At 37.1% G+C, this 19,599-nt stretch carries 13 protein-coding genes; 2 read left to right on the forward strand and 11 right to left on the reverse strand.

Annotated elements, in window-relative coordinates:
• Nucleotides 1–53 precede the first annotated feature (53 nt).
• Together ACHRV3_RS18975 and ACHRV3_RS18980 are read left to right on the forward strand one after the other, a co-directional pair.
• Complete coding sequence (locus tag ACHRV3_RS18975) at nucleotides 54–3,095, forward strand: SusC/RagA family TonB-linked outer membrane protein (RefSeq protein ID WP_395435837.1); 3,042 nt, start codon at nucleotides 54–56, stop codon at nucleotides 3,093–3,095.
• Between the two features lie 11 nt (nucleotides 3,096–3,106).
• Complete coding sequence (locus ACHRV3_RS18980) at nucleotides 3,107–4,666, forward strand: RagB/SusD family nutrient uptake outer membrane protein (RefSeq protein WP_395435836.1); 1,560 nt, start codon at nucleotides 3,107–3,109, stop codon at nucleotides 4,664–4,666.
• Nucleotides 4,667–4,979: 313 nt separating this feature from the next.
• Here the strand turns inward: ACHRV3_RS18980 and ACHRV3_RS18985 are convergent, their stop codons facing one another.
• The 11 genes from ACHRV3_RS18985 to ACHRV3_RS19035 all read right to left on the reverse strand — a co-directional run bounded on the left by ACHRV3_RS18985 (nucleotide 4,980) and on the right by ACHRV3_RS19035 (nucleotide 19,582).
• Nucleotides 4,980–5,705 (reverse strand): hypothetical protein, encoded by a 726-nt coding sequence (locus ACHRV3_RS18985; protein WP_395435835.1) that lies wholly within the window; start codon nucleotides 5,703–5,705, stop codon nucleotides 4,980–4,982.
• A 122-nt stretch (nucleotides 5,706–5,827) separates the two neighbouring features.
• Nucleotides 5,828–6,499: an MBL fold metallo-hydrolase gene (locus ACHRV3_RS18990; protein ID WP_395435834.1), complete on the reverse strand. Its 672-nt coding sequence runs from the start codon at nucleotides 6,497–6,499 to the stop codon at nucleotides 5,828–5,830.
• Nucleotides 6,500–6,559: 60 nt separating this feature from the next.
• On the reverse strand, nucleotides 6,560–7,132 hold the full coding sequence (locus tag ACHRV3_RS18995; protein WP_395435833.1) for a Crp/Fnr family transcriptional regulator: 573 nt from the start codon (nucleotides 7,130–7,132) through the stop codon (nucleotides 6,560–6,562).
• A gap of 10 nt (nucleotides 7,133–7,142) precedes the next feature.
• On the reverse strand, nucleotides 7,143–8,351 hold the full coding sequence (locus ACHRV3_RS19000; protein WP_395426524.1) for an NAD(P)/FAD-dependent oxidoreductase: 1,209 nt from the start codon (nucleotides 8,349–8,351) through the stop codon (nucleotides 7,143–7,145).
• Between the two features lie 139 nt (nucleotides 8,352–8,490).
• Nucleotides 8,491–9,168, reverse strand: coding sequence for a glycerophosphodiester phosphodiesterase (locus ACHRV3_RS19005; RefSeq protein ID WP_395435832.1), 678 nt, complete (start codon nucleotides 9,166–9,168; stop codon nucleotides 8,491–8,493).
• A gap of 316 nt (nucleotides 9,169–9,484) precedes the next feature.
• Nucleotides 9,485–11,347 (reverse strand): glycoside hydrolase family 13 protein, encoded by a 1,863-nt coding sequence (locus tag ACHRV3_RS19010; protein ID WP_395435831.1) that lies wholly within the window; start codon nucleotides 11,345–11,347, stop codon nucleotides 9,485–9,487.
• Nucleotides 11,348–11,502: 155 nt separating this feature from the next.
• Entirely contained in the window at nucleotides 11,503–13,617 is a 2,115-nt protein-coding gene (locus tag ACHRV3_RS19015; RefSeq protein WP_395435830.1) for a glycoside hydrolase family 97 protein, read from the reverse strand.
• Nucleotides 13,618–13,642: 25 nt separating this feature from the next.
• A complete protein-coding gene (locus tag ACHRV3_RS19020) occupies nucleotides 13,643–15,946 on the reverse strand; it encodes a glycoside hydrolase family 65 protein (RefSeq protein ID WP_395435829.1) in 2,304 nt (767 codons plus the stop codon).
• Between the two features lie 254 nt (nucleotides 15,947–16,200).
• Complete coding sequence (pgmB, locus tag ACHRV3_RS19025) at nucleotides 16,201–16,860, reverse strand: beta-phosphoglucomutase (RefSeq protein WP_395435828.1); 660 nt, start codon at nucleotides 16,858–16,860, stop codon at nucleotides 16,201–16,203.
• Nucleotides 16,853–18,370, reverse strand: coding sequence for an MFS transporter (locus tag ACHRV3_RS19030; RefSeq protein WP_047777803.1), 1,518 nt, complete (start codon nucleotides 18,368–18,370; stop codon nucleotides 16,853–16,855). Before ACHRV3_RS19030 ends, pgmB begins: the two co-directional genes overlap by 8 nt.
• A gap of 180 nt (nucleotides 18,371–18,550) precedes the next feature.
• A complete protein-coding gene (locus ACHRV3_RS19035; protein ID WP_047777805.1) occupies nucleotides 18,551–19,582 on the reverse strand; it encodes a LacI family DNA-binding transcriptional regulator in 1,032 nt (343 codons plus the stop codon).
• Between the last annotated feature and the right edge of the window lie 17 nt (nucleotides 19,583–19,599).

Here is a 19,599-nt window from a genome sequence, read left to right on the forward strand (position 1 = left end):
TTGAATACAACTAACAAACAAAGACCAAAATTATTAACTAAAACAGTATTACAATGAAAAATAGTCTACAAAAAGGCTTAATGGTTATTTTAACCATGCTATGTACTAGCTTGATGTATTCGCAGGAAGTGTCAGGGCTGGTTTCGGATTCAAATGGGCCGCTTCCTGGTGTTTCGATTATAGTAAAAGGAAGCAAAAATGAAGCTCAAACCGATTTTGATGGAAGATTTACAATTAAAAACGTAGGGAAAGGCGCAGTCTTAATCTTTAGTTACATAGGTCTTAAAAACCAAGAAGTAAACATAGGGGACAAAACCAAGATAAATGTAACGATGGCGCAAGACCGCAGCGAGTTAAATGAAGTGGTGGTAGTGGGTTACGGAACCGCAAAAAAGAAAGATTTAACAGGGGCGGTGGACGTGCTTTCGTCTAAAGATTTTGATGGAGTTTCGAATACTTCACCGGCTTTATTGTTAAGAGGTAAAGTAGCGGGCGTACAAGTTACACAAACCAGCGGAGAGCCGGGTTCTGCCGTAACCATTCGGGTGCGAGGTTCTTCTTCTGTACGTTCGGGCAACGGGCCTTTGATTGTGGTAGACGGTGTTCCGTTAAGCGGTGGAGACGTATCGGCAGAAGGGGCTGATTTACTGGGAACCTCTTCGGCGAAAAATCCTTTAAATTTTATAAATGAAGCAGATATCGAGTCTATTTCGGTGTTAAAAGATGCTTCGTCTACCGCCATATACGGTGCTCGTGGCGCAAATGGTGTGATTGTAATTACGACTAAAAAGGGAAAATCTAATGTTCCTGAATTCAACTTTAGTACCTCAACTCAGTTCAGTACAAAAGCCGGAAATTTTGGTGTCATGAATGCGAATCAGTTTGTGGCAGCCAGTAAAGCAGCCGGAGTACCTTCTATACCGGCAGATCCTGTGACAGGGACTCCACAAATTAATAACCAGGATTTTGGAGGAAGAAATTACAATTGGCAAGACGCTGTATTGCAGAAAGGAATAGCAATAAACAATACTTTATCTTTCAATTCGGCAAGCGAAAATTCGAGTACGAGAGTTTCTTTCTCTACAAGCAATAATAAAGGAATTGTAAAAAACACCGGTTTGGACAAGTACACCGTTTCGTTTTTCAACTCCAATAATTTTTTCGATAAAATACTAAAAGTAGATACAAAATTGCTTTATGCGAGCATAAACGACGAAACGACTTTAATAACAAACAACGCGAGTTACATCGGGAACGTTATTGGAGCAGCTTTATATTGGAATCCGACGCGACCAATTTACAATGCCGATGGACATTATAATGTGGTAAGTGAAACCTACCTGAATCCGGTACAATTATTAGACTCTTATAAAGATTATACAAACACCAATAAATTATTAGGAAGCATTAATGCGGTACTTCGATTAGGAAGTCACTTTAAATACAATTTCCTATTCGGGGTTGAAACTTCGGGCTCTACCAGAAAAAGTCAAATTTTGCCAACCATGCAAATTCAGGGAGATGCATTCTTCGGAACCGTTCCGGGATCAGATCCTGTTATTACGAAATACGGTACAGCCTCGATTCAGGGAATCACCAATTTCAATAAAACTTTTGAAAACAACTTAAATTATACCAATAAATTTAGTGACAATTTTAATGTGAATGCCTTAGTCGGTTATTCGTATTATTATTACCTCGCCAGTGGTTTTGTAACTTCCGGGAAAGGATATGATTTGGCTCAAACCAATTTAATAGATAATATTGAAGGCGGACTACAGAATGAGTTTAGATCGAGTTCTTTTAAAAATGTTTCGGAGTTACAATCTTTTTATGCCAGAGCTGATGCTACTTTCTTTAAGCAATATGTGCTTACTGCCACAGTTCGTACAGACGGTTCTACCAAATTGGGTGCCAACAACAAATACGGAACATTTCCGTCGATTGGTTTTGCCGATAATTTATTCGAAAATAAAGAAGGACTGCTTAATAATTTAAAAATAAGAGCCAACTGGGGAATCACAGGAAATCAGGAGTTTGCTCCCAATTCAGCAATCGGAAGAGCAAGTTACGGGAATAACGGAAATTTAAATATCGATTCGAATGCCAACGATGATCTAAAATGGGAAACGACAGAATCATGGGGTATCGGAACTGATTTTACGTTGTTAAAAAACAGATTAACAGGTAGTCTGGATTACTTTTACAGAGATACTAAAGATTTAATTTTTCCTGTTCCGCAAGCCTCAACACAACCGGGACCCAATACACCACGTAACAAAAATTTACCCGGAAATCTAATCAATCAAGGAGTTGAAATTAGTCTGGATTACAAAATAATTGAGACGGAAAATATCTCTTGGGAAATTTCAGCCAATGCTTCATTCCTGAAAAACGAAATGAAAAACTTCAGAGGCACTGTAGGAACCGGTGGTTTAAATGGTCAGGGATTAGACGGCGCTTATACACAAGTAATCACCAATAATAAACCGCTTTATTCCTATTATCTGTACGATTTTAAAGGATATGATGCTACGGGCAATTCTATTTATACCAATGCCGCAGGACAGCCAGTCGGACTTGGAGAGGCCTCCAAACAATTGTTAGACAAGCAACCATTGCCAAAATTAAATTATGGTTTTTCTTCTACCTTCAGATACAAAGGATTTGATGCCGTAGTTTCCTTTTACGGAGTAGCAGGAAATTATATTTACGACAATACACAAAATGCTTATTTCTTTAAAGGCGCCTTTTTAGGAGGTCGAAATGTTACCGAGAAAGCCGCTTATTCGGAGCAAGCGCAAGGAGATCCAAACTCCCCTTCGACGAAATTTTTGCAAAAAGGAGATTTTTTGAGAATGGGTGAATTAACATTTGGATACACTTTTACCGGAGCTTTAATTGAACGAATGAAATGTAAAAATGTACGCATTTATGCAAACGGTTCTAACTTATTATTGTTTACCAATTACACAGGATTTGATCCCGAAGTAGATATCAATAAACAAGTTAACGGAGTTCCTTCTGCTGGTATGGATTATCTGGCCTACCCAAGATCAAAAGGCATCGCTTTTGGACTTAACGTAACATTTTAATTTTAAAAATTATGAAAACTAAAAATATTATAAAAAGTATCTTTTTCGCCAGTACATTGTTTTTAGGTGTTAGCTGTACGAATTTGAATGAAGAAGTTTTAGACGGAACCCTCACCGGAGGAGATAATACTCCTGTTAATACCGCCGCTTTGTTGCGAACCGCTTATCAGGGATTAAGAAATTTTCAGGTACAAGAGCAAATGCATACTCTTAACGAAATGTCTACTGATGCCTTAGTCGGTCCCACAAGAGGAGGAGACTGGGATGATAATGGTACTTGGAGACAATTTCATGCACTTACGTGGACGCCCGATAACGTTGAAATCAGAAATGCCTGGAACAGTTTGTTGGCAAGTGTGTACGATTGTAATACGATAATCGAAAAGTCTAAGAATCCTTCCGAAATTGTTCAGGCGCGTTTTTTAAGAGCCTTCTTTTATTACAATGTTTTGGATTTATACGGACAAACTCCGTACAGAGAACCGGGATCTCCACTAACAAATGACCCTAAAGTATGGACCAGAGCACAGGCAACCGATTTTGTAATTACCGAATTAGAGTCTATTTTGAATGATTTACCGGAACGTGTTGCGGGAGATGCAAGTATAGTCAATAGTGATGCAGGTCATTTTTTATTGGCTAAAATTTATTTGAATATTGGGGTTTTCAAAGCAGCAAATCCAGCTGGTCCATATATTTTTGAAGCCGCAAATATGAATAAGGTTATTGCTCATGTAGAAGCCATAAAAAGTAGTTTAGCCGCTTCGTATTGGGATAATTTTGTTCCGGAAAATAACACTTCGCCTGAGATTTTATTCTCTTCAAAAAATGTATTGGGCGATGGAGGAGCGCTTGGTGATTACTGGCGATACGGGATGCATTACAATCAAACACCGGACGGCTACAACGGCTTTTGTACAGTAGGAGAATATTACGATCGTTTTAATGCCGCAGACGAACGTCGCCAGCATTCGACTCCTGAAATTATCGCGCATTTCGGGAACCCAATCGGATTTCAATTTGGACAAATGTATGCTCCTGAGACAACCGATGAGGTGACGGGAGTAATTACACCGGGAGGAACAATTCCTTTAAAAGACAGAAACGGAAACCTTTTGTTTTTTACCAAAGAAGTACAACTAATTCTCTCAGGACCAACGATTGAAACTGCCGGAATCAGAACTCAAAAATACCAGCCCGATGTAAATAATTTAGACAATCCTGAAAACGACTTTATCTTAATGCGTTATGCCGATGCTTTGTTGATGGAAGCCGAAGCCGTTCTTAGAGGAGGTTCGGTATCAGGCAATGGCTCTGCTCAGGATATTTTGGATAAGCTTGCCGTTCGTACAGGAGTTCCAGCTCCAACAGCAACACTCCAAAATGTCTATTTTGAAAGAGGCAGAGAATTATGGTGGGAAGGATGGAGAAGAAATGATATGATTCGTTTTGGAACTTTTCTAGGTGTCAGAGAATTGAAAAAGAATACGTCTTCAGAGAAATATTTGTTGTATTGTCTCCCGTCAGACGCTTTGTTTAATTTGAATTTAAAGCAAAATCCAGGGTATTAAACGTATATTTTCATGTTTAGCAAATTCGGTATGCAGAGCCTTCTGGTTAAAAGGTTTTGTATATCGAATTTGTGTTTTAATCTATTTGATGCAATTCATTTTAACACCTAGAGACATAGCCAACAAAGCTTGGAAAAGGCCTTACAAGAAAAGAGCAATGCATCAATCAGTAACTTAAAAATCGAATTCAGCTTTTAAATTAATAGGCAAAAAATTTATGATTTTCTTGAAATTTCTCCAATTGTAAAATAAAAATCTATGTCTCTATGTGTTAAAAAACATTTAGCTAAATTATACCCACCAAGTTGTTTTATTAATTTTTAACCTCTGACTTCAGTTTCTTAAATTCATTGTTTTTAGCATACAAAAAATCCATTGTGGTTAAAATATTGCTGTGTTCTAAAAGGGTTTTAGACTTTGGGTCAGCATCACAAAACTCGAGATATAAAGGAACTTCTTCGGCATTTAGTTTCAGCTCTTTAGTGAAAAAATCAGGAGGGCAGGTTTTGGCAATTAGTTTCTTAAAATCATTTTGATTCTGATTGTCTTTTTTTGGTTTTCCATTTCCAAACGGAATTGCCAGCGACATTCCGTTGGCTATTGTTCCGTCTTTATAACCGGGAATGGTTCGGGTTAGATCGTTGGCTCTTTTAAAAATATCTATTTTGTTGATAGCATCCGGATCGTATTTGATTTTATCAAACTTTATGTTGGTGATGACTATTTCGTTTAACTCTTCCGGTTTGACAACCATATTGACAAGAAGATTGTTTTCAGCAATAGTTGCCTTAGTTATCTTTAGTCTTGTAAAAAAGTAAGCACTGGAAAAAAACAATAAACTATCTCTCACTTTTACAGCAATAGAAAACTCTCCCAAATCATTTGTCGTTGTGCTGGTCTTCGCCGTTTTATTAATGACTTCTACTTTTCCGAGGGGTTTATTGTTGGAAAGAACTTTTCCATGAAGTAACTTATCAGATTGAGAAATGGAAAGTTGATAGGTGAAAAAAGAAATTGTGGTAAGTAATTTTACTTTCATAAAAGGTTAGTTTGATGAAAGTAAAATTATTAGAATTGTCTTAATGAAAACTTATGGAAGATGTAAAGTCTTGTTAATTGATCTGGAAATCAAAAGTAACCTCCTTTTCCGGTTTCATAAATTTATAGGAATATTTTTTCTGTAAACTTTTCTAGTTCTCCGTTATTTATTAAAACCGGTCCATGACCAAAACAGAGTGTTTTAGGTTTTAAAGCGGCTAATTTTAGAATTGACTTTCTGTTTAGTTCTTGATCAGTCGTAAATAAACCGAGAGGCTCATGTAACCCAACTATTGTGGTTAATAAATTCATATTCGTTAAAACATCACCAACAATGAGCAGACCATCTTTTTCTCTGAAAAAAGAAAGATGTCCGCTAGAATGCCCCGGAGTTTCAATTACTGTAAATCCGGCTATAACATCTCCTTCTTTTAAGGTTTGCGATATGGAATGCCCTTCTCCCGCCCAGAATTTTTGTTGAAATTTTGGAATCAAATGTGTGGGATTTGGATATTCAAAAGTAACATTTCCGTTTTCTGCGGCTGTTTTTTCTAATTCACTGCACCAAAGCGGAATGCTTAACGTTTCACAAATCGTTTTACTGCTTCCCTGATGATCTGCATGGGCATGCGTCAGTACATGTTTGGTTACCGTGTGGTTTTTTAAAGCATTTAAAATAATTCCGGCAGAGCTTTTAATTCCGGCATCAACAAGAACATCTTCTATCAGATAACAGTTAATCGCATTTCGTGGAAATAGGGGAATCTGGTAAACGTCTTTGGCTATAGTCTTCATCTTTTCAAATTTTATGTAAGCAAAGATTTGAATTCAGCCCTTAAATTCTCTTGACAAATGTTAAGAAATGCTTTGTCTGATCCGGCTTAAAGATTCCGCCGTGATTCCTAAAAAAGAAGCCACATGAATCAAAGGCGTTCTTTGAATGATTTTGGGGTGAGCCGTTTCAAGAAAAGTCAGGTATTTTTCTTTTGCAGGAATCATTTGAAGTTTTAGTATTCGATCTGCCATACAGAGATAGTTTTGCTCAGCGAGAATTCTGCCGACACGTTCCCAATTTGGAATTACAGCATATAAATACTGCATTTTTTCATAATTTATAGAAAGAACTTCACATTCTTCAAGGCAATGAATATTCTCGTAAGACGGAGTCTGGTTGATGAAACTGGAGTAAGAAGAAATAAAACCATTATCGCAGCTTAAATACGTAGTGATCTCTTTTCCGTCTTTTAAATAATAGGTACGGGCTAATCCGTTACTAATGAAGAAAATTCTGTTGCTGATTTTTCCAATAGAAGAGAGATACGTTTTAGCATCAAATTTTTCATATTCAAAACAAGAAAGAATCTTTTCTATTTCCTTTTCTGTAAAGGAGGCAATCGAAAGAATTTGTTCTTTTAAGGAAGATTCCATAGCTCTAAAACTAAATACTATTGGCTAAAATAAACCCGCTCGTCCAGGCATTCTGAAAGTTAAATCCACCCGTAATGGCATCGATATTTACGATCTCTCCGGCAAAATAAAGATTCTGATGTAACTTACTTTCCATAGTTTTAAAGTTGATTTCTTTTAAGTCAATTCCGCCCGCGGTTACAAACTCTTCTTTAAAAGTACTTTTTCCGTTGACTTGAAATTTTGCTTTGGTAAGTTGTGAAGCCAAATTTTGCAATTGAATTTTAGATAAATCCGCCCATTTGGTTTCCGCGTCAATTGCTGAGGCTAAGACGAAACTTTCCCATAAACGATTTGGAAAATCAAAGGGTGATTTTTTAGAAACGGCTTTTTTAGCGTGCTCTTGTTTTAAGTCTTTTAGTATTTTTTCCGCATCTTCAGTGTCCACGTCATTAAGCCAATTGACAAAAATGGTGAACTGATAATTTTTATCGAACAAAGTTCTTGCTCCCCAAGCGGAAAGTTTAAGGATTGCAGGGCCGCTCATTCCCCAATGGGTAATTAACAAAGGACCTGTTGATTCGAGTTTGGTATCTTTTACCGTTACGGTTACCTGAGCTGCCACTCCGGGTAATTCTTTGATACGGGAATCTTTAATGTTAAAAGTAAACAGGGAAGGTACCGGACTCACGATCGCGTGACCTTGTGTTTGCAACATTTCCCATATTTTTGGATTGCTACCGGTGGCAAGAATTAATTTTTCTGCTGCGTAATTTTCATTCTGTGTATCAATTTTCCAATGCTTTTCACTTTTAAAGATGGATTGTACGCTCTGACCAATTAATACTTTTATGCCTAATTTTTCGGTTGCTTTTAAGAAACAATCGATAATAGTTTGCGAAGAATTTGAAACGGGAAACATCCTGCCATCGTCTTCAATTTTTAATTCTACGCCATGTTTTTCGAACCATTCAATGGTATCTCCCGAGCAAAATTGATGAAAAGGGCCACGTAGCTCTTTTTCACCACGCGGGTAAAATTTAACTAATTCATTCGGTTCAAAACAAGCGTGCGTCACATTGCATCTTCCGCCACCGGAAACGCGAACTTTAGAGAGTACTTCTTTTCCTCTTTCTAAAATAGCAATTTTTAGTTTTGGGTTTTTCTCTGCGATATTAATAGCGGTAAAAAATCCTGCTGCACCTCCGCCAACGATTATTATGTCGAAATTTTTGATCATATTATTTTTTTTGCCACGAATTGCTCGAATTAGCACGAATTTTTGATTTTGTGGGTTCTTTTTTTTGCCACAGATTAAAAGGATTAACACAGATTTTGAAATCCTTCGAATCCTTTTAATCTGTGGCAAAATTAAAGCATTATATTTTATCCGGGAAATCGCTGATGATTCCGTCTACATGGTAACTTTTTATTTTTTGAATGTCATTTGCCTCATTGACTGTCCACGGTAAAACCCAAAAACCTTTTTCTTGTATTTGTCTTGTGTTTTCCTGATTTAGCAGCTGGTAATCCGGATGAATGGCGCATGCTTTTATGGATTCGGCGAAAGTCAAAGCGGTATCAAGAGCAGTTTCGGTTAGAACTCCGATAAGGATTTTTGAATCTAAATGATACACTTCCTGCAAGGCATTCCAATCAAAACTTGAAACAATAAAGTGTTCGTAATTCCAGCTTTTTTCAGAAATGTATTGGTGAATTAAAGCGACCACTTTAGCCGATGTATCCGCATTTTTTAATTCGATATTGATCAGACATTTTTTGTCGATCAGATCAAAAACCTCATTTAAGGTTGGAATTTCGTATTGGTCAGCGATTAAAAAAGACTTTAATTCGGATAAAGATAGGGTGTTTACAAAACCTTTCCCGTTGGTCATTTTGTCGATGGTTTCGTCATGCATGACTATTAAATGGCCATCAAGGCTGAGGTGAACGTCGAGTTCAATTCCGTCTGCCTTTAGGTCTAATGCTTTCTGAAATGCTTTTAAAGTGTTTTCGGGTTCGTAGCCTTTGGCACCGCGATGGGCTATTTTTAGCATCTTTTTTAGTTTAACCGCAAAGTTCGTGTTTTTTGAGTTCGTAATCTTTGTGTAAAGTAAAAAATTAACCGCAAGGTTCGCAAAGTTTAATTATAGCATTACGACGGTTCTCTTTTGATTTTATACCTAATTTTTTTGCACGCAGATTTAGCAGATTGCGCAGATTTTTTATAAAGAGTAAATAAGATCAGCCTAATCTGCTAAATCTGTATGCAAAAGAAAATCTTTGCGAACCTTATGTCTAATTTTTTAATCGCAAAGTAAAGACAAGGGGCGCAAAGTTTTTTTTCTTTGCGCCCCTTGCAGTTAATTTTTCCTAGTTCAACTCTAAAACAACAGCCGATTTAGGCTCTAAAGTAATTTCAGTAGTTAAATCAAATGTTTTTTCGGTAATAACATCTTTTCCGGACTTATAGTTTTTGATGTTTTCTCTAAAACGATCGGTTTTAATAGTCTGTGGTTTCGCATTGTTATTAAAAACAACCATCACCGTTTTAGAATCTGTATATCTAAAGTAAACATAGATATTATTCTCCGGAATATAATGGGTCATTTTTCCGAAATGAACTGCCTCATTCGATTTTCTCCAGTTGAATAATTTAGAGGTGAAATCGAAATATTGTGCCTGCAGTTCTGTTCTTCCTTCTTTGGTAAAAGCATTGTTTTTGTCACCAATCCATCCACCCGGGAAATCTTGACGAATGCCACCGTCACCCTTGCTTTTATCACCACCCATTCCGATTTCTGAGCCGTAATACAATTGTGGAATTCCACGAACGGTAGCCAGTAGTGTCATGACCAGTTTGTATTTTGCCACATCATATTTGTAACCATCATTGATACGGTTGGTGTCGTGGTTTTCGGCGAAAACCAAAATATTATTCGGGTTTGGGTACAGGTAATCTAAAGCAAAATTGTTGTAGAATTTGATCATTCCATTGTCCCAGGTTGCTTCATCTTCATTAAAAGCCGAACCAATCTGATCCTGTAACGTAAAATCCATTACACTTGGTAAATTCGAATTGTAGTTTTGAATAGCCCCAATTTTACTGTCTTTTTGCCAATAGGCCAATTGCGCCTGATTGTGCATCCAGATTTCGCCCACAATATTAAAGTTTGGATACTCATCGGTAACTGATTTTGCCCAATTTGCCATAGCCGTTGGATCAGAATAATTGTAAGTGTCTACTCTGAATCCGTCCAGATTGGCGTATTCAATCCACCAGATGGCATTTTGAGTCAGGTATTTTGCTACTAATGGATTTCTTAAATTCAAATCCGGCATAGAAGGAACAAACCATCCGTCAAGGCAGATTTCTTTGTCTGTTTTTGAAGCATGAATGTCGGTGATTACTTCACGACGGTGGTGTGTTTGTGCATAATTATCGATTCTGTTGAACCATGATTTTGTTGGTAAATCCTGCATCATCCAGTGGGTGATTCCCCAGTGATTGGTTACATAGTCCATCACCAGTTTCATATTTCTTTTATGCATTTCGACAGCTAAACGAACGTAATCTTCATTGGTTCCGTAACGCGGATCTATTTTATAAACATCAGATTGGGCGTAGGTATGATACGAATGTTGTTTGTCATTGTCTTCGTTTAAAGGGGTATTCCAGATTGTAGTTGCCCCCAGAGCAGCGATGTAATCTAAGTTTTTGATTATTCCTTCGATATCTCCACCATGGCGTCCACTTGGATCTTTGCGGTTTTCTTTATCCGTTAAAGCAGCATTGCTGTCGTTTTTAGGATTCCCGTTGGCAAAACGATCTGGCATGATTAGGTAGATCATGTCAGAGGCATCGTAGCTTTTTCTGTCGGCTGAATTGGCTCTTCTTTCTTTAAGGGAATATTTTTGGGTAAAAGCGACTTTGTTTTTCATTTTAAAAGAAAAAATCAATTCAGAAGCTTTGAGATTTTGTGTGTCAATGGTAAGGAAAACGTAGTTCGGATTTTCTGTTTTTTCTACATTTTTAATGACAACATTGTTTGAAACGGAAGCTTCGTATTGTGCAATATTTTTGCCGTAGAACATAATTTGTAGTTCCGGATTTTTCATTCCTGCGTACCAAAAAGGCGGTTCTACTTTCTGAATCTGTGCTTTCGCGGAAGCAGAGAATAAGAGAACAAGTAGCGTTATTCTATGGATCGATTGGTTTATTTTTTTAATGCTCATAATTTATAAATTTTTTTGTTTTGTCCATTCGAGCGAAATCGAGAACTATTACTGCATCTCGACTTCGCTCGATGTGACAAAATTAGATGTGACAGAAAAGGGATTCTAAAAAAAAAAGACAAGTAATTCTGGGGGAAATCACTTGTCTTTAGAAATTATTTAGTTTCGATAATGCTAATGGCATAACCTCCACCGGGAGCAGACAACTGCGATAATTTTGATTTGCTTGTTACACTAATTTTTTTGATCGTGTAAGCTTGCGGGTTTGTTTTGTAATGTGCGTCTTTTGCATCAGCATAAATTGTAGCGGTATATTTTTTACCTTTTTCAAGGAAGCTGAAATCAATGTTGGATGTACGAGACGTTTCACCGTTTACATTTCCAACGAACCAGTTGTTTGTTCCTTTTGCTTTACGGGCAACGGTAATAAAATCTCCCGGTTCAGCCTCAATATATTTACTTTCAGACCAATCTACAGCAACATCTTTGATGAATTGGAAAGCGTCCGGGAAACGATCATAGTTTTCCGGAGTATCCGCTGCCATTTGCAACGGGCTGTACATGGTAACATACAAAGCCAATTGATTGGCGATGGTGCTGTTTACATGAGATTTGTTGTCCGGATTCATTTTGCTGATATCCATTTCGAAGATTCCCGGCGTGTAATCCATTGGACCACCAATTAAACGTGTAAAAGGTAAAACAGTAACGTGATTGGGTTTAGAACCTCCAAAAGCTTGGTATTCTGTTCCTCTTGCGGCTTCGTTTCCAATTAAGTTCGGGTAAGTTCTGCAAATTCCGGTTGGACGAACTGCTTCGTGCGCATTGACCATAATTTTATAATCAGCTGCTTTTTCGATAGCATATTGATAGTGGTTGACAATCCATTGATCGTAATGGTTTTCGCCACGAGGTAAAATATCTCCAACGTAACCACTTTTTACAGCATCGTAACCGTTGTCTTTCATGAATTGATACGCTTTGTCCATATGGCGCTCATAGTTACGAACAGAACCTGAAGTCTCATGGTGCATGATAATTTTCACCCCTTTAGATTTGGCATATTCGTGTAAACCTTTCACATCAAAATCCGGGTAAGGCGTTACAAAGTCAAAAACATAATCTTTAGAATGACCAAACCAGTCTTCCCAGCCTTCATTCCAACCTTCAACCAAAACAGCATCGAAACCATTTTTAGCAGCAAAATCAATGTATTTTTTTACGTTGGCATTGGTAGCTCCATGTGTACCGTTTGGTTTTGCTTTTGAAAAATCAGAAACACCCAATTGTACTGTTGGGAAGTCGTTGGTGTACGACCAAGAACTTTTACCTGTAATCATTTCCCACCAAACTCCGATATATTTTACGGGTTTAATCCAAGAAGTATCATCAATTTTGGAAGGATCATTTAGGTTCAAAGTCATTTTTGAAGCTAAGATTTCTCTCGCATCATCGCTTACCATAATCGTTCTCCATGGCGAATGACTTGGTGCTTGCATATAACCTTTATCGCCCTTTGCATCCGGGGTTAACCAAGATTCGAAAATCATGTTTTTATCATCCAGATTCAAATGCATACAGGAATAATTAATCAAAGCCGCTTCGTGTAAATTGATGTAGATTCCATCATTTGTTTTTAGCATCAATGAAGTTTGTACACCAGTTGGCGAAAATGATTTTTGCGAAACATTTACGGTATAGGCTTTTTCAGACAGACCTCTGATTTCAGATAATTTCGATTTGGTGTAATCGTATTCCTGAGTATCGTAATCTCCCGGAATCCAAAAAGCAGTGTGGTCGCCCGCCATTGCAAATTGAGTTCTCTCTTCTTTAATGATAAAGTAAGTAAGGTTTTTTTGCGTTGGGAATTCATAACGGAATCCTAAACCATCATCAAATAAACGGAAACGAATCACGATTTGACGGTCTGTTCCTTTTTGATTTAAAGTAACAGCCAATTCATTGTAATGATTTCTAATCTGATCTACTTCTCCCCAAACCGGTTTCCAATTTTCGTCAAAAGTGGTTGCTTTGGAATCCGCAATTGTAAAATCGTTCAACAAAGATTTTTGATCCCCTTTCAGTTCAAGTCCAAGTTTACTGGTTTTTACAACTTCTTTATTTTTGTACTTTAAGTTATAAGTTGGCGTTCCGTCATTTTGAAGCGAAAATTCCATTACAAATTTTCCTTCAGGTGATTTTAATTGTTGCGCTTGGGCTACTGTGCTAAATGCAAACAGCAGGAAACTTGCAAGAAATAATTTCTTCATGATTTTAAGTTTAAAATTTTCGACTTTAATTGATTTGAGCCATTTTGCTTATCGTTAGTGGTTTGTCATTCACTATAATAGTTAAATCCTGATCGCTATCTACCGTAAATATAGTTTCAATATGATTTACAGCGACTTTCACAATTCGATTTCTAAAGTTTATTTTAAAGGAATAACCGTCCCATTCTTTTGGGATTTTGGGTGAAAAATGAAGTTGGTCTTTGATCACACGCATGCCACCAAAACCTTCTACAATACTCATCCACGTTCCGGCCATTGAGGTAATATGACAACCTTCTTCCACTTCTTTGTTATAATCGTCCAAATCTAAACGGGAAGTTCTTAAATAAAAAGTATAAGCCATATCCATTTTATCTAAAGCAGCTGCCTGAATCGAGTGCACACATGGAGAAAGCGAACTTTCATGAACGGTAAACGATTCGTAAAACTCAAAATTACGTTTTAATTCTTCTTTAGAGAAATGATTTTCAAAGAAGTAGAAACACTGTAAAACATCTGCCTGTTTAATGTAAGGCGAACGTAAAACACGATCCCAAGACCATTTTTGATTGATCGGTCTTTGCGAACGATCCAAATCTTTTACAGGAACTAAATCTTTGTCCAAAAAGCCGTCTTGCTGTAAATAAACCCCTAGTTCTTCTGAAATCGGGAAGTACATATTGTCCGCTACTTTTTTCCACTCCTGAATTTCGGCAGCAGAAAGCGTTACTTTTTCAAGGATACGTTTGTGATCAGCAGGATATTCAACAGCTACTTTTTTGATTTGTTCTTCAGCATAATCAATACACCATTTTGCAATATAATTGGTATAGAAATTATTGTTGATGTTGTTTTCGTACTCATTTGGACCTGTAACACCCAAAATTACATATTGGTTTTTGTCTTTAGAGAAAGAAGCTCTCTGGTGCCAAAAACGCGCAATTCCGATTAAAACCTCTAATCCTTTTTCGGGAATATAAGAGTAATCTCCGGTGTAACGATAGTAGTTGAAAATAGCAAAAGCGATCGCACCATTTCTGTGAATTTCTTCGTGTGTGATCTCCCATTCGTTATGACATTCTTCGCCATTCATAGTCACCATCGGGTAAAGAGCAGCGCCATTTTTGAAGCCTAAATTGTCTTTTGCATTTTCAATCGCTTTGTCTAATTGATTGAAACGATAGGTCAATAAATTACGGGCCACCTGTTGGTCTTTGGTCGCCATGTAAAACGGAATGCAATATGCCTCGGTATCCCAATAGGTAGATCCACCGTATTTTTCGCCCGTGAAACCTTTTGGTCCAATGTTTAATCGACTGTCTTTTCCTAAATAAGTTTGGTTTAATTGAAAGATATTAAAACGAATTCCTTGCTGTGCTTTGACATCGCCATCGATCGTAATATCTGACATTTCCCAGATTTTACTCCAAGCCTCCTTCTGATTTTGAAGCAAGGTATTGTATCCTAAACTTAAAGCGGCTTTGATACATTTTTCGGCAGCCGTTAAAGTGTTTTCATGATTTAAAGAAACCGTATACCCTCCAATTTTCTGAATAGAGGAAGTTTGTCCTTTTGCAATAATAGTCCCATAGGTATACTGCACTTTATCTGCAGTTGAGTCGATTATTGAAGGCGAAATATTTACATTTTCACCATTTGCAAAAATCGTATTGTGCATGAAAGTCGTAACTTTAAAATGCGTTTTAAAAGTCTGTGCCGTTACAAAAGCTTCATTGGTGCCTTTTTTTACCTCCAATGGTTCCCAGAATTTTTCATCCCAGTTCGCATCTTCATTAGTTACTCCGGCATCGATATAAGGTTTGTAAACGATTTTGGCATCTTTATTCAGCGGTGTAATATCGTATTTGATAACACCTGCTTCGTCCAAATCTAAAGAAAGAAAACGACGAACGTTTACAGCGATTTCAGTTCCGTTTTTCAGAACCGCTTCAAAAGAACGGTTGTACCATCCTTCTTTCATATTCAGTTCTCTGCGAAAGTTTCTTACCTCCGTACAATGGTGTAAGTCCAGGTTTTCTTCGTTGATTTCAATGTCGATTCCGATCCAATTGGGTGCATTTAATACTTTTGCAAAATATTTTGGATATCCATTTTTCCACCAACCCACTTTGGTTTTGTCCGGATAATAAATTCCTGCGATATAACTTCCCTGAAAAGTTTCACCGGAATAGGTTTCTTCAAAATTGGCACGCTGTCCCATAGCACCGTTTCCGATACTAAAAAGGCTTTCTGAGGATTTTACGCTGCCGGCATCAAATCCTTCTTCTATGATGGACCAATTGTCTGGTTTTATATAATCTTGATTCATTTTGATAATTTGATAATTTGGCAATTCGATAATGCGTCAATTAGAAAATGAGATAATTCGATAATGTGTCAATTGAGATAATTAACTTTTCTAATTTGTTATCCTTTGAATTGCGGTTGTTGTACGTTTTTTTTAATTTGATAATGTGCCAATTTGATAATTTGATAATTAGATAATGTGTCAATTTGCCAATTTGATAATTCGAGTTTCTAAAAAAATATCTAATTTCCTCATTATCTAATTGATCAATTCTCTCATTGACTAATTAGTTTCTCAATAAAGCTCTGGTCGATTTCGGTGAAATCTTTAAAAATATAATCGGCTTCGTGTAAAACTGTTTTCTCACCAATTCCAACACTTACCATTTCGGCTCTGTTTGCGGCTTGAATTCCGGCAACAGAATCTTCGAATACAATGGCATTTTTTGGGTCAATGTTTAATAGTTGCGCCGCTTTTAAGAAAACTTCCGGATCGGGTTTTGCATTGGTAACGTCGTTTCCGTCAACAATAACATCGAAGTAAGAGAGGATCCCTGTTTTTTCTAAAATTGGTCTTGCATTTTTACTGGCTGAACCCAAAGCAATTCCTTGGTTTTTATCTTTTAAAAGTTGTAATGTTTTAAAAACTCCCGGAAGAATTTCGCTGGCATCCATGTCAACTAAATAAGATAAGTAATCTTCATTTTTTTGAATTAACCATTTGTCTTTGTCTTCCTGTGAAGCCTGAACATTTCCTAATTCAAGTATGATATCTAGAGAACGAACACGACTTACGCCTTTTAGCAACTCGTTGTCTTCGTGTGTAAAATTTATATGTAATGCCTGAGCGATTTTCTGCCAGGCTAAAAAATGATATTTGGCCGTGTCGACGATCACGCCATCAAGGTCGAATACGAATGCTTTTTTGTTATTCATGAATTTCAATTTTAGTTCTGTTATTTACCCTTAGCGTTAGCAAGCCAGCAAAAATCATGGATACTCCGCCGATGATTAAAGCGTAAATAGGTTCATTGTGGAAGAATTGTTTGATTACAAATCCTAATATCGTAGCCGCTACAATTTGCGGAATTACCACAAAGAAGTTGAATACTCCCATGTAATACCCCATTTTTGCTGCCGGTAAAGCACCGGATAACATGGCATAAGGCATGGATAAAATACTAGCCCACGCTATTCCAATACCCAACATCGGCAGTATAAGAAGTTGTTTATCGCCTATGAAATAAATTGAAATTAAACCAACACCTCCCGCGCATAATGCCAGTAAATGTGTTGCTCTGATCCCTACTTTTTTGGCAATAACCGGTAATAGGAAAGCAACTGCGGCGGCGATTCCGTTATAAACAGTAAACAGTACAGAAACCCAATCGGCAGCATCGTTGTATACTTTTGAAGTAGTGTCTGTTGTGCCAAAAATATGTTGTGTAACGGCTTGTGTGGTATAGATCCACATGGAGAAAAGGGCAAACCAAGAGAAAAACTGTACCCATGCTAATTTTTTCATTGTAGCAGGCATGTTCAGTAAATCGGTCATTATAATCGTAAAACCATTGTTGACTTTCGAAGTTCTTAATCGGGAGGCTATCATAAATAAAACACCCATGAAAATTAATCCGATAAAAAGAATGTATAGTTCTTTGGCTAAAGAATTTTCGAAGATCAGGAAAGAGGTCAGTGTACCAACTACCGCTAACAGTACGCCCAAAGTAAGCTGTTTTTTTATGTTATCATCAGAGTCGGTTCTCGGATTGATGATTTCTTCTTTGTCTTTTTTAGCTTGTTCTTCAAAAGCATGAAGTTCTTCGGGAGTGTATTCTGTTGTTTTGAAAACCGTCCATAAAACAGAAAGCAAAAAAACGATTCCACCGATGTAAAACGACCATTTGACAGAATCAGGAATAATCCCTTCCGCAGCGGTATTGCTCACGCCAAAAACATTGGTAAAAAGATAAGGCAAAACAGAACCTACAACAGCTCCGGTACCGATAAAGAAACTCTGCATCGCAAAACCTAAAGTGCGTTGTTTTTCCGGTAAATTATCACCAACAAAGGCACGAAAAGGTTCCATAGAAACGTTGATCGAGGCATCCATTATCCACAAAGTTCCGGCAGCAATCCATAAAGTCGGAGAGTTGGGCATAATGAATAAAGCCACAGAGGATAGAATCGCACCAATTAAAAAATAGGGACGGCGTCTGCCTAATTTGGTCCATGTTCTGTCGCTAAAATATCCAATTACAGGTTGAATGATCAGACCGGAAACAGGAGCGGCAATCCATAAGATTGGAATTTCGTCAATTTTAGCACCAAGGGTTTCAAAAATTCTAGAAGTATTTGCGTTTTGCAGTGCAAAACCAAACTGTATTCCTAAGAAACCGAAACTCATGTTCCAAATTTCCCAGAAACTTAATTTACGCTTTTCCATTATCGTAATTAAAGAATTAATTAGACGATAAGCGCTTTGCTTATCAAAACTTACTTATTTTTTCGAAGTAAAAGTAAAAGCTTTGAGCGGAGGTAAAAGTATTAATTATTTTTAGATATATGCTAATAAAAAAGTCATAAATATTTTTTATGACTTTGGAAAGGGTTGATTTTAAGAAATTTAGTCCGTAGATTCTCTTTTTATAAGATGGGTTTCGATGACTTCTGTAGTGTAGTTTTCATCTTCTTCTTCGTCATCATCATGTTCGGCTTCCAGTCTTTCTATAAGCATTTTAGCGGCTTTGTTTCCCATTTTTTCACCACTTTGACTTACGGTCGTAATACTTGGAGTTGAATATTTGGAGATAATTCCGTCAGTAAAAGCAATTACGGCAAGATCTTCGGGAACTTTAAGTCCCATCTTATGAGCGGTTTTGATAATTGTTACGGCAAAAAGTTCATTTACGGCAAAAACAGCATCAAAAGCTCTGTCGTGCAGAAGTTGACTAATGGTGATTTCGCAAGTATCTACATCTTCAATTTTAATGATTAAATCTTCATTAAAAGGCAATCCGTTGTCTAACAATGCTTTTTCGTAGCCATCCGTTCTTAATTTCCCAACACTCACATAGTCGACAGTAGTAACCAAGGCTATTTTTTTACGACCGTTGTCAATCAGACTTTGTACTGCTTCGTATGCGGCAGCCTTGTCGTCAATGATTACTTTGTCACATAAAATGTCGTTGGTAACGCGGTCAAACATTACAACAGGCATACCTTGATTGATGACTTCGGTAATGTGGTGAAAGTCGCCTTTAAACTGGGTTTCTTTAGAAAGTGACATGATAAAACCGTCGATACTTCCGTTGGCCAGCATTTCCATGTTTAAGACCTCTTTATCAAACGAATCATCCGATAAACAGATGACTACACTATAGCCATTTTCGTTGGCTACCTGTTCAATTCCATTAATCACGGTAGAGAAAAAATAATGTACAATTTCCGGAATGATAATACCGATACTTTTGGTTTTCCGATTTTTTAAACTAAGGGCAATATTGTTGGGTTTATAGTTGTAAAACTTGGCAAAAGCCTGGACTTTCGATCGTGTTTCTTCGCCAATTTCAAGACTGTTTCGCAGTGATTTCGAAACAGTTGAGATGGAGACATCGAGTTCTTTTGCGATTTGTTTCAGGGTTATTTTGCGTTTCATATGTTAATTTGAGAAAA

The organism is Flavobacterium sp. FlaQc-49, from assembly GCF_044005985.1.
Classification (GTDB): Bacteria; Bacteroidota; Bacteroidia; order Flavobacteriales; family Flavobacteriaceae; genus Flavobacterium; species Flavobacterium cupriresistens.

What these genes read in the sequence shown, in the direction of transcription:
- ACHRV3_RS19000 (WP_395426524.1), bottom strand. Translation starts at nt 8,351, where the DNA reads ATGATCAAAAATTTCGACATAATAATCGTTGGCGGAGGTGCAGCAGGA.
- ACHRV3_RS18980 (WP_395435836.1), top strand. Translation starts at nt 3,107, where the DNA reads ATGAAAACTAAAAATATTATAAAAAGTATCTTTTTCGCCAGTACATTG.
- ACHRV3_RS18975 (WP_395435837.1), top strand. Translation starts at nt 54, where the DNA reads ATGAAAAATAGTCTACAAAAAGGCTTAATGGTTATTTTAACCATGCTA.
- ACHRV3_RS18995 (WP_395435833.1), bottom strand. Translation starts at nt 7,132, where the DNA reads ATGGAATCTTCCTTAAAAGAACAAATTCTTTCGATTGCCTCCTTTACA.
- ACHRV3_RS18990 (WP_395435834.1), bottom strand. Translation starts at nt 6,499, where the DNA reads ATGAAGACTATAGCCAAAGACGTTTACCAGATTCCCCTATTTCCACGA.
- ACHRV3_RS19035 (WP_047777805.1), bottom strand. Translation starts at nt 19,582, where the DNA reads ATGAAACGCAAAATAACCCTGAAACAAATCGCAAAAGAACTCGATGTC.
- ACHRV3_RS19010 (WP_395435831.1), bottom strand. Translation starts at nt 11,347, where the DNA reads ATGAGCATTAAAAAAATAAACCAATCGATCCATAGAATAACGCTACTT.
- ACHRV3_RS19005 (WP_395435832.1), bottom strand. Translation starts at nt 9,168, where the DNA reads ATGCTAAAAATAGCCCATCGCGGTGCCAAAGGCTACGAACCCGAAAAC.
- ACHRV3_RS19030 (WP_047777803.1), bottom strand. Translation starts at nt 18,370, where the DNA reads ATGGAAAAGCGTAAATTAAGTTTCTGGGAAATTTGGAACATGAGTTTC.
- ACHRV3_RS18985 (WP_395435835.1), bottom strand. Translation starts at nt 5,705, where the DNA reads ATGAAAGTAAAATTACTTACCACAATTTCTTTTTTCACCTATCAACTT.
- pgmB (WP_395435828.1), bottom strand. Translation starts at nt 16,860, where the DNA reads ATGAATAACAAAAAAGCATTCGTATTCGACCTTGATGGCGTGATCGTC.
- ACHRV3_RS19015 (WP_395435830.1), bottom strand. Translation starts at nt 13,617, where the DNA reads ATGAAGAAATTATTTCTTGCAAGTTTCCTGCTGTTTGCATTTAGCACA.
- ACHRV3_RS19020 (WP_395435829.1), bottom strand. Translation starts at nt 15,946, where the DNA reads ATGAATCAAGATTATATAAAACCAGACAATTGGTCCATCATAGAAGAA.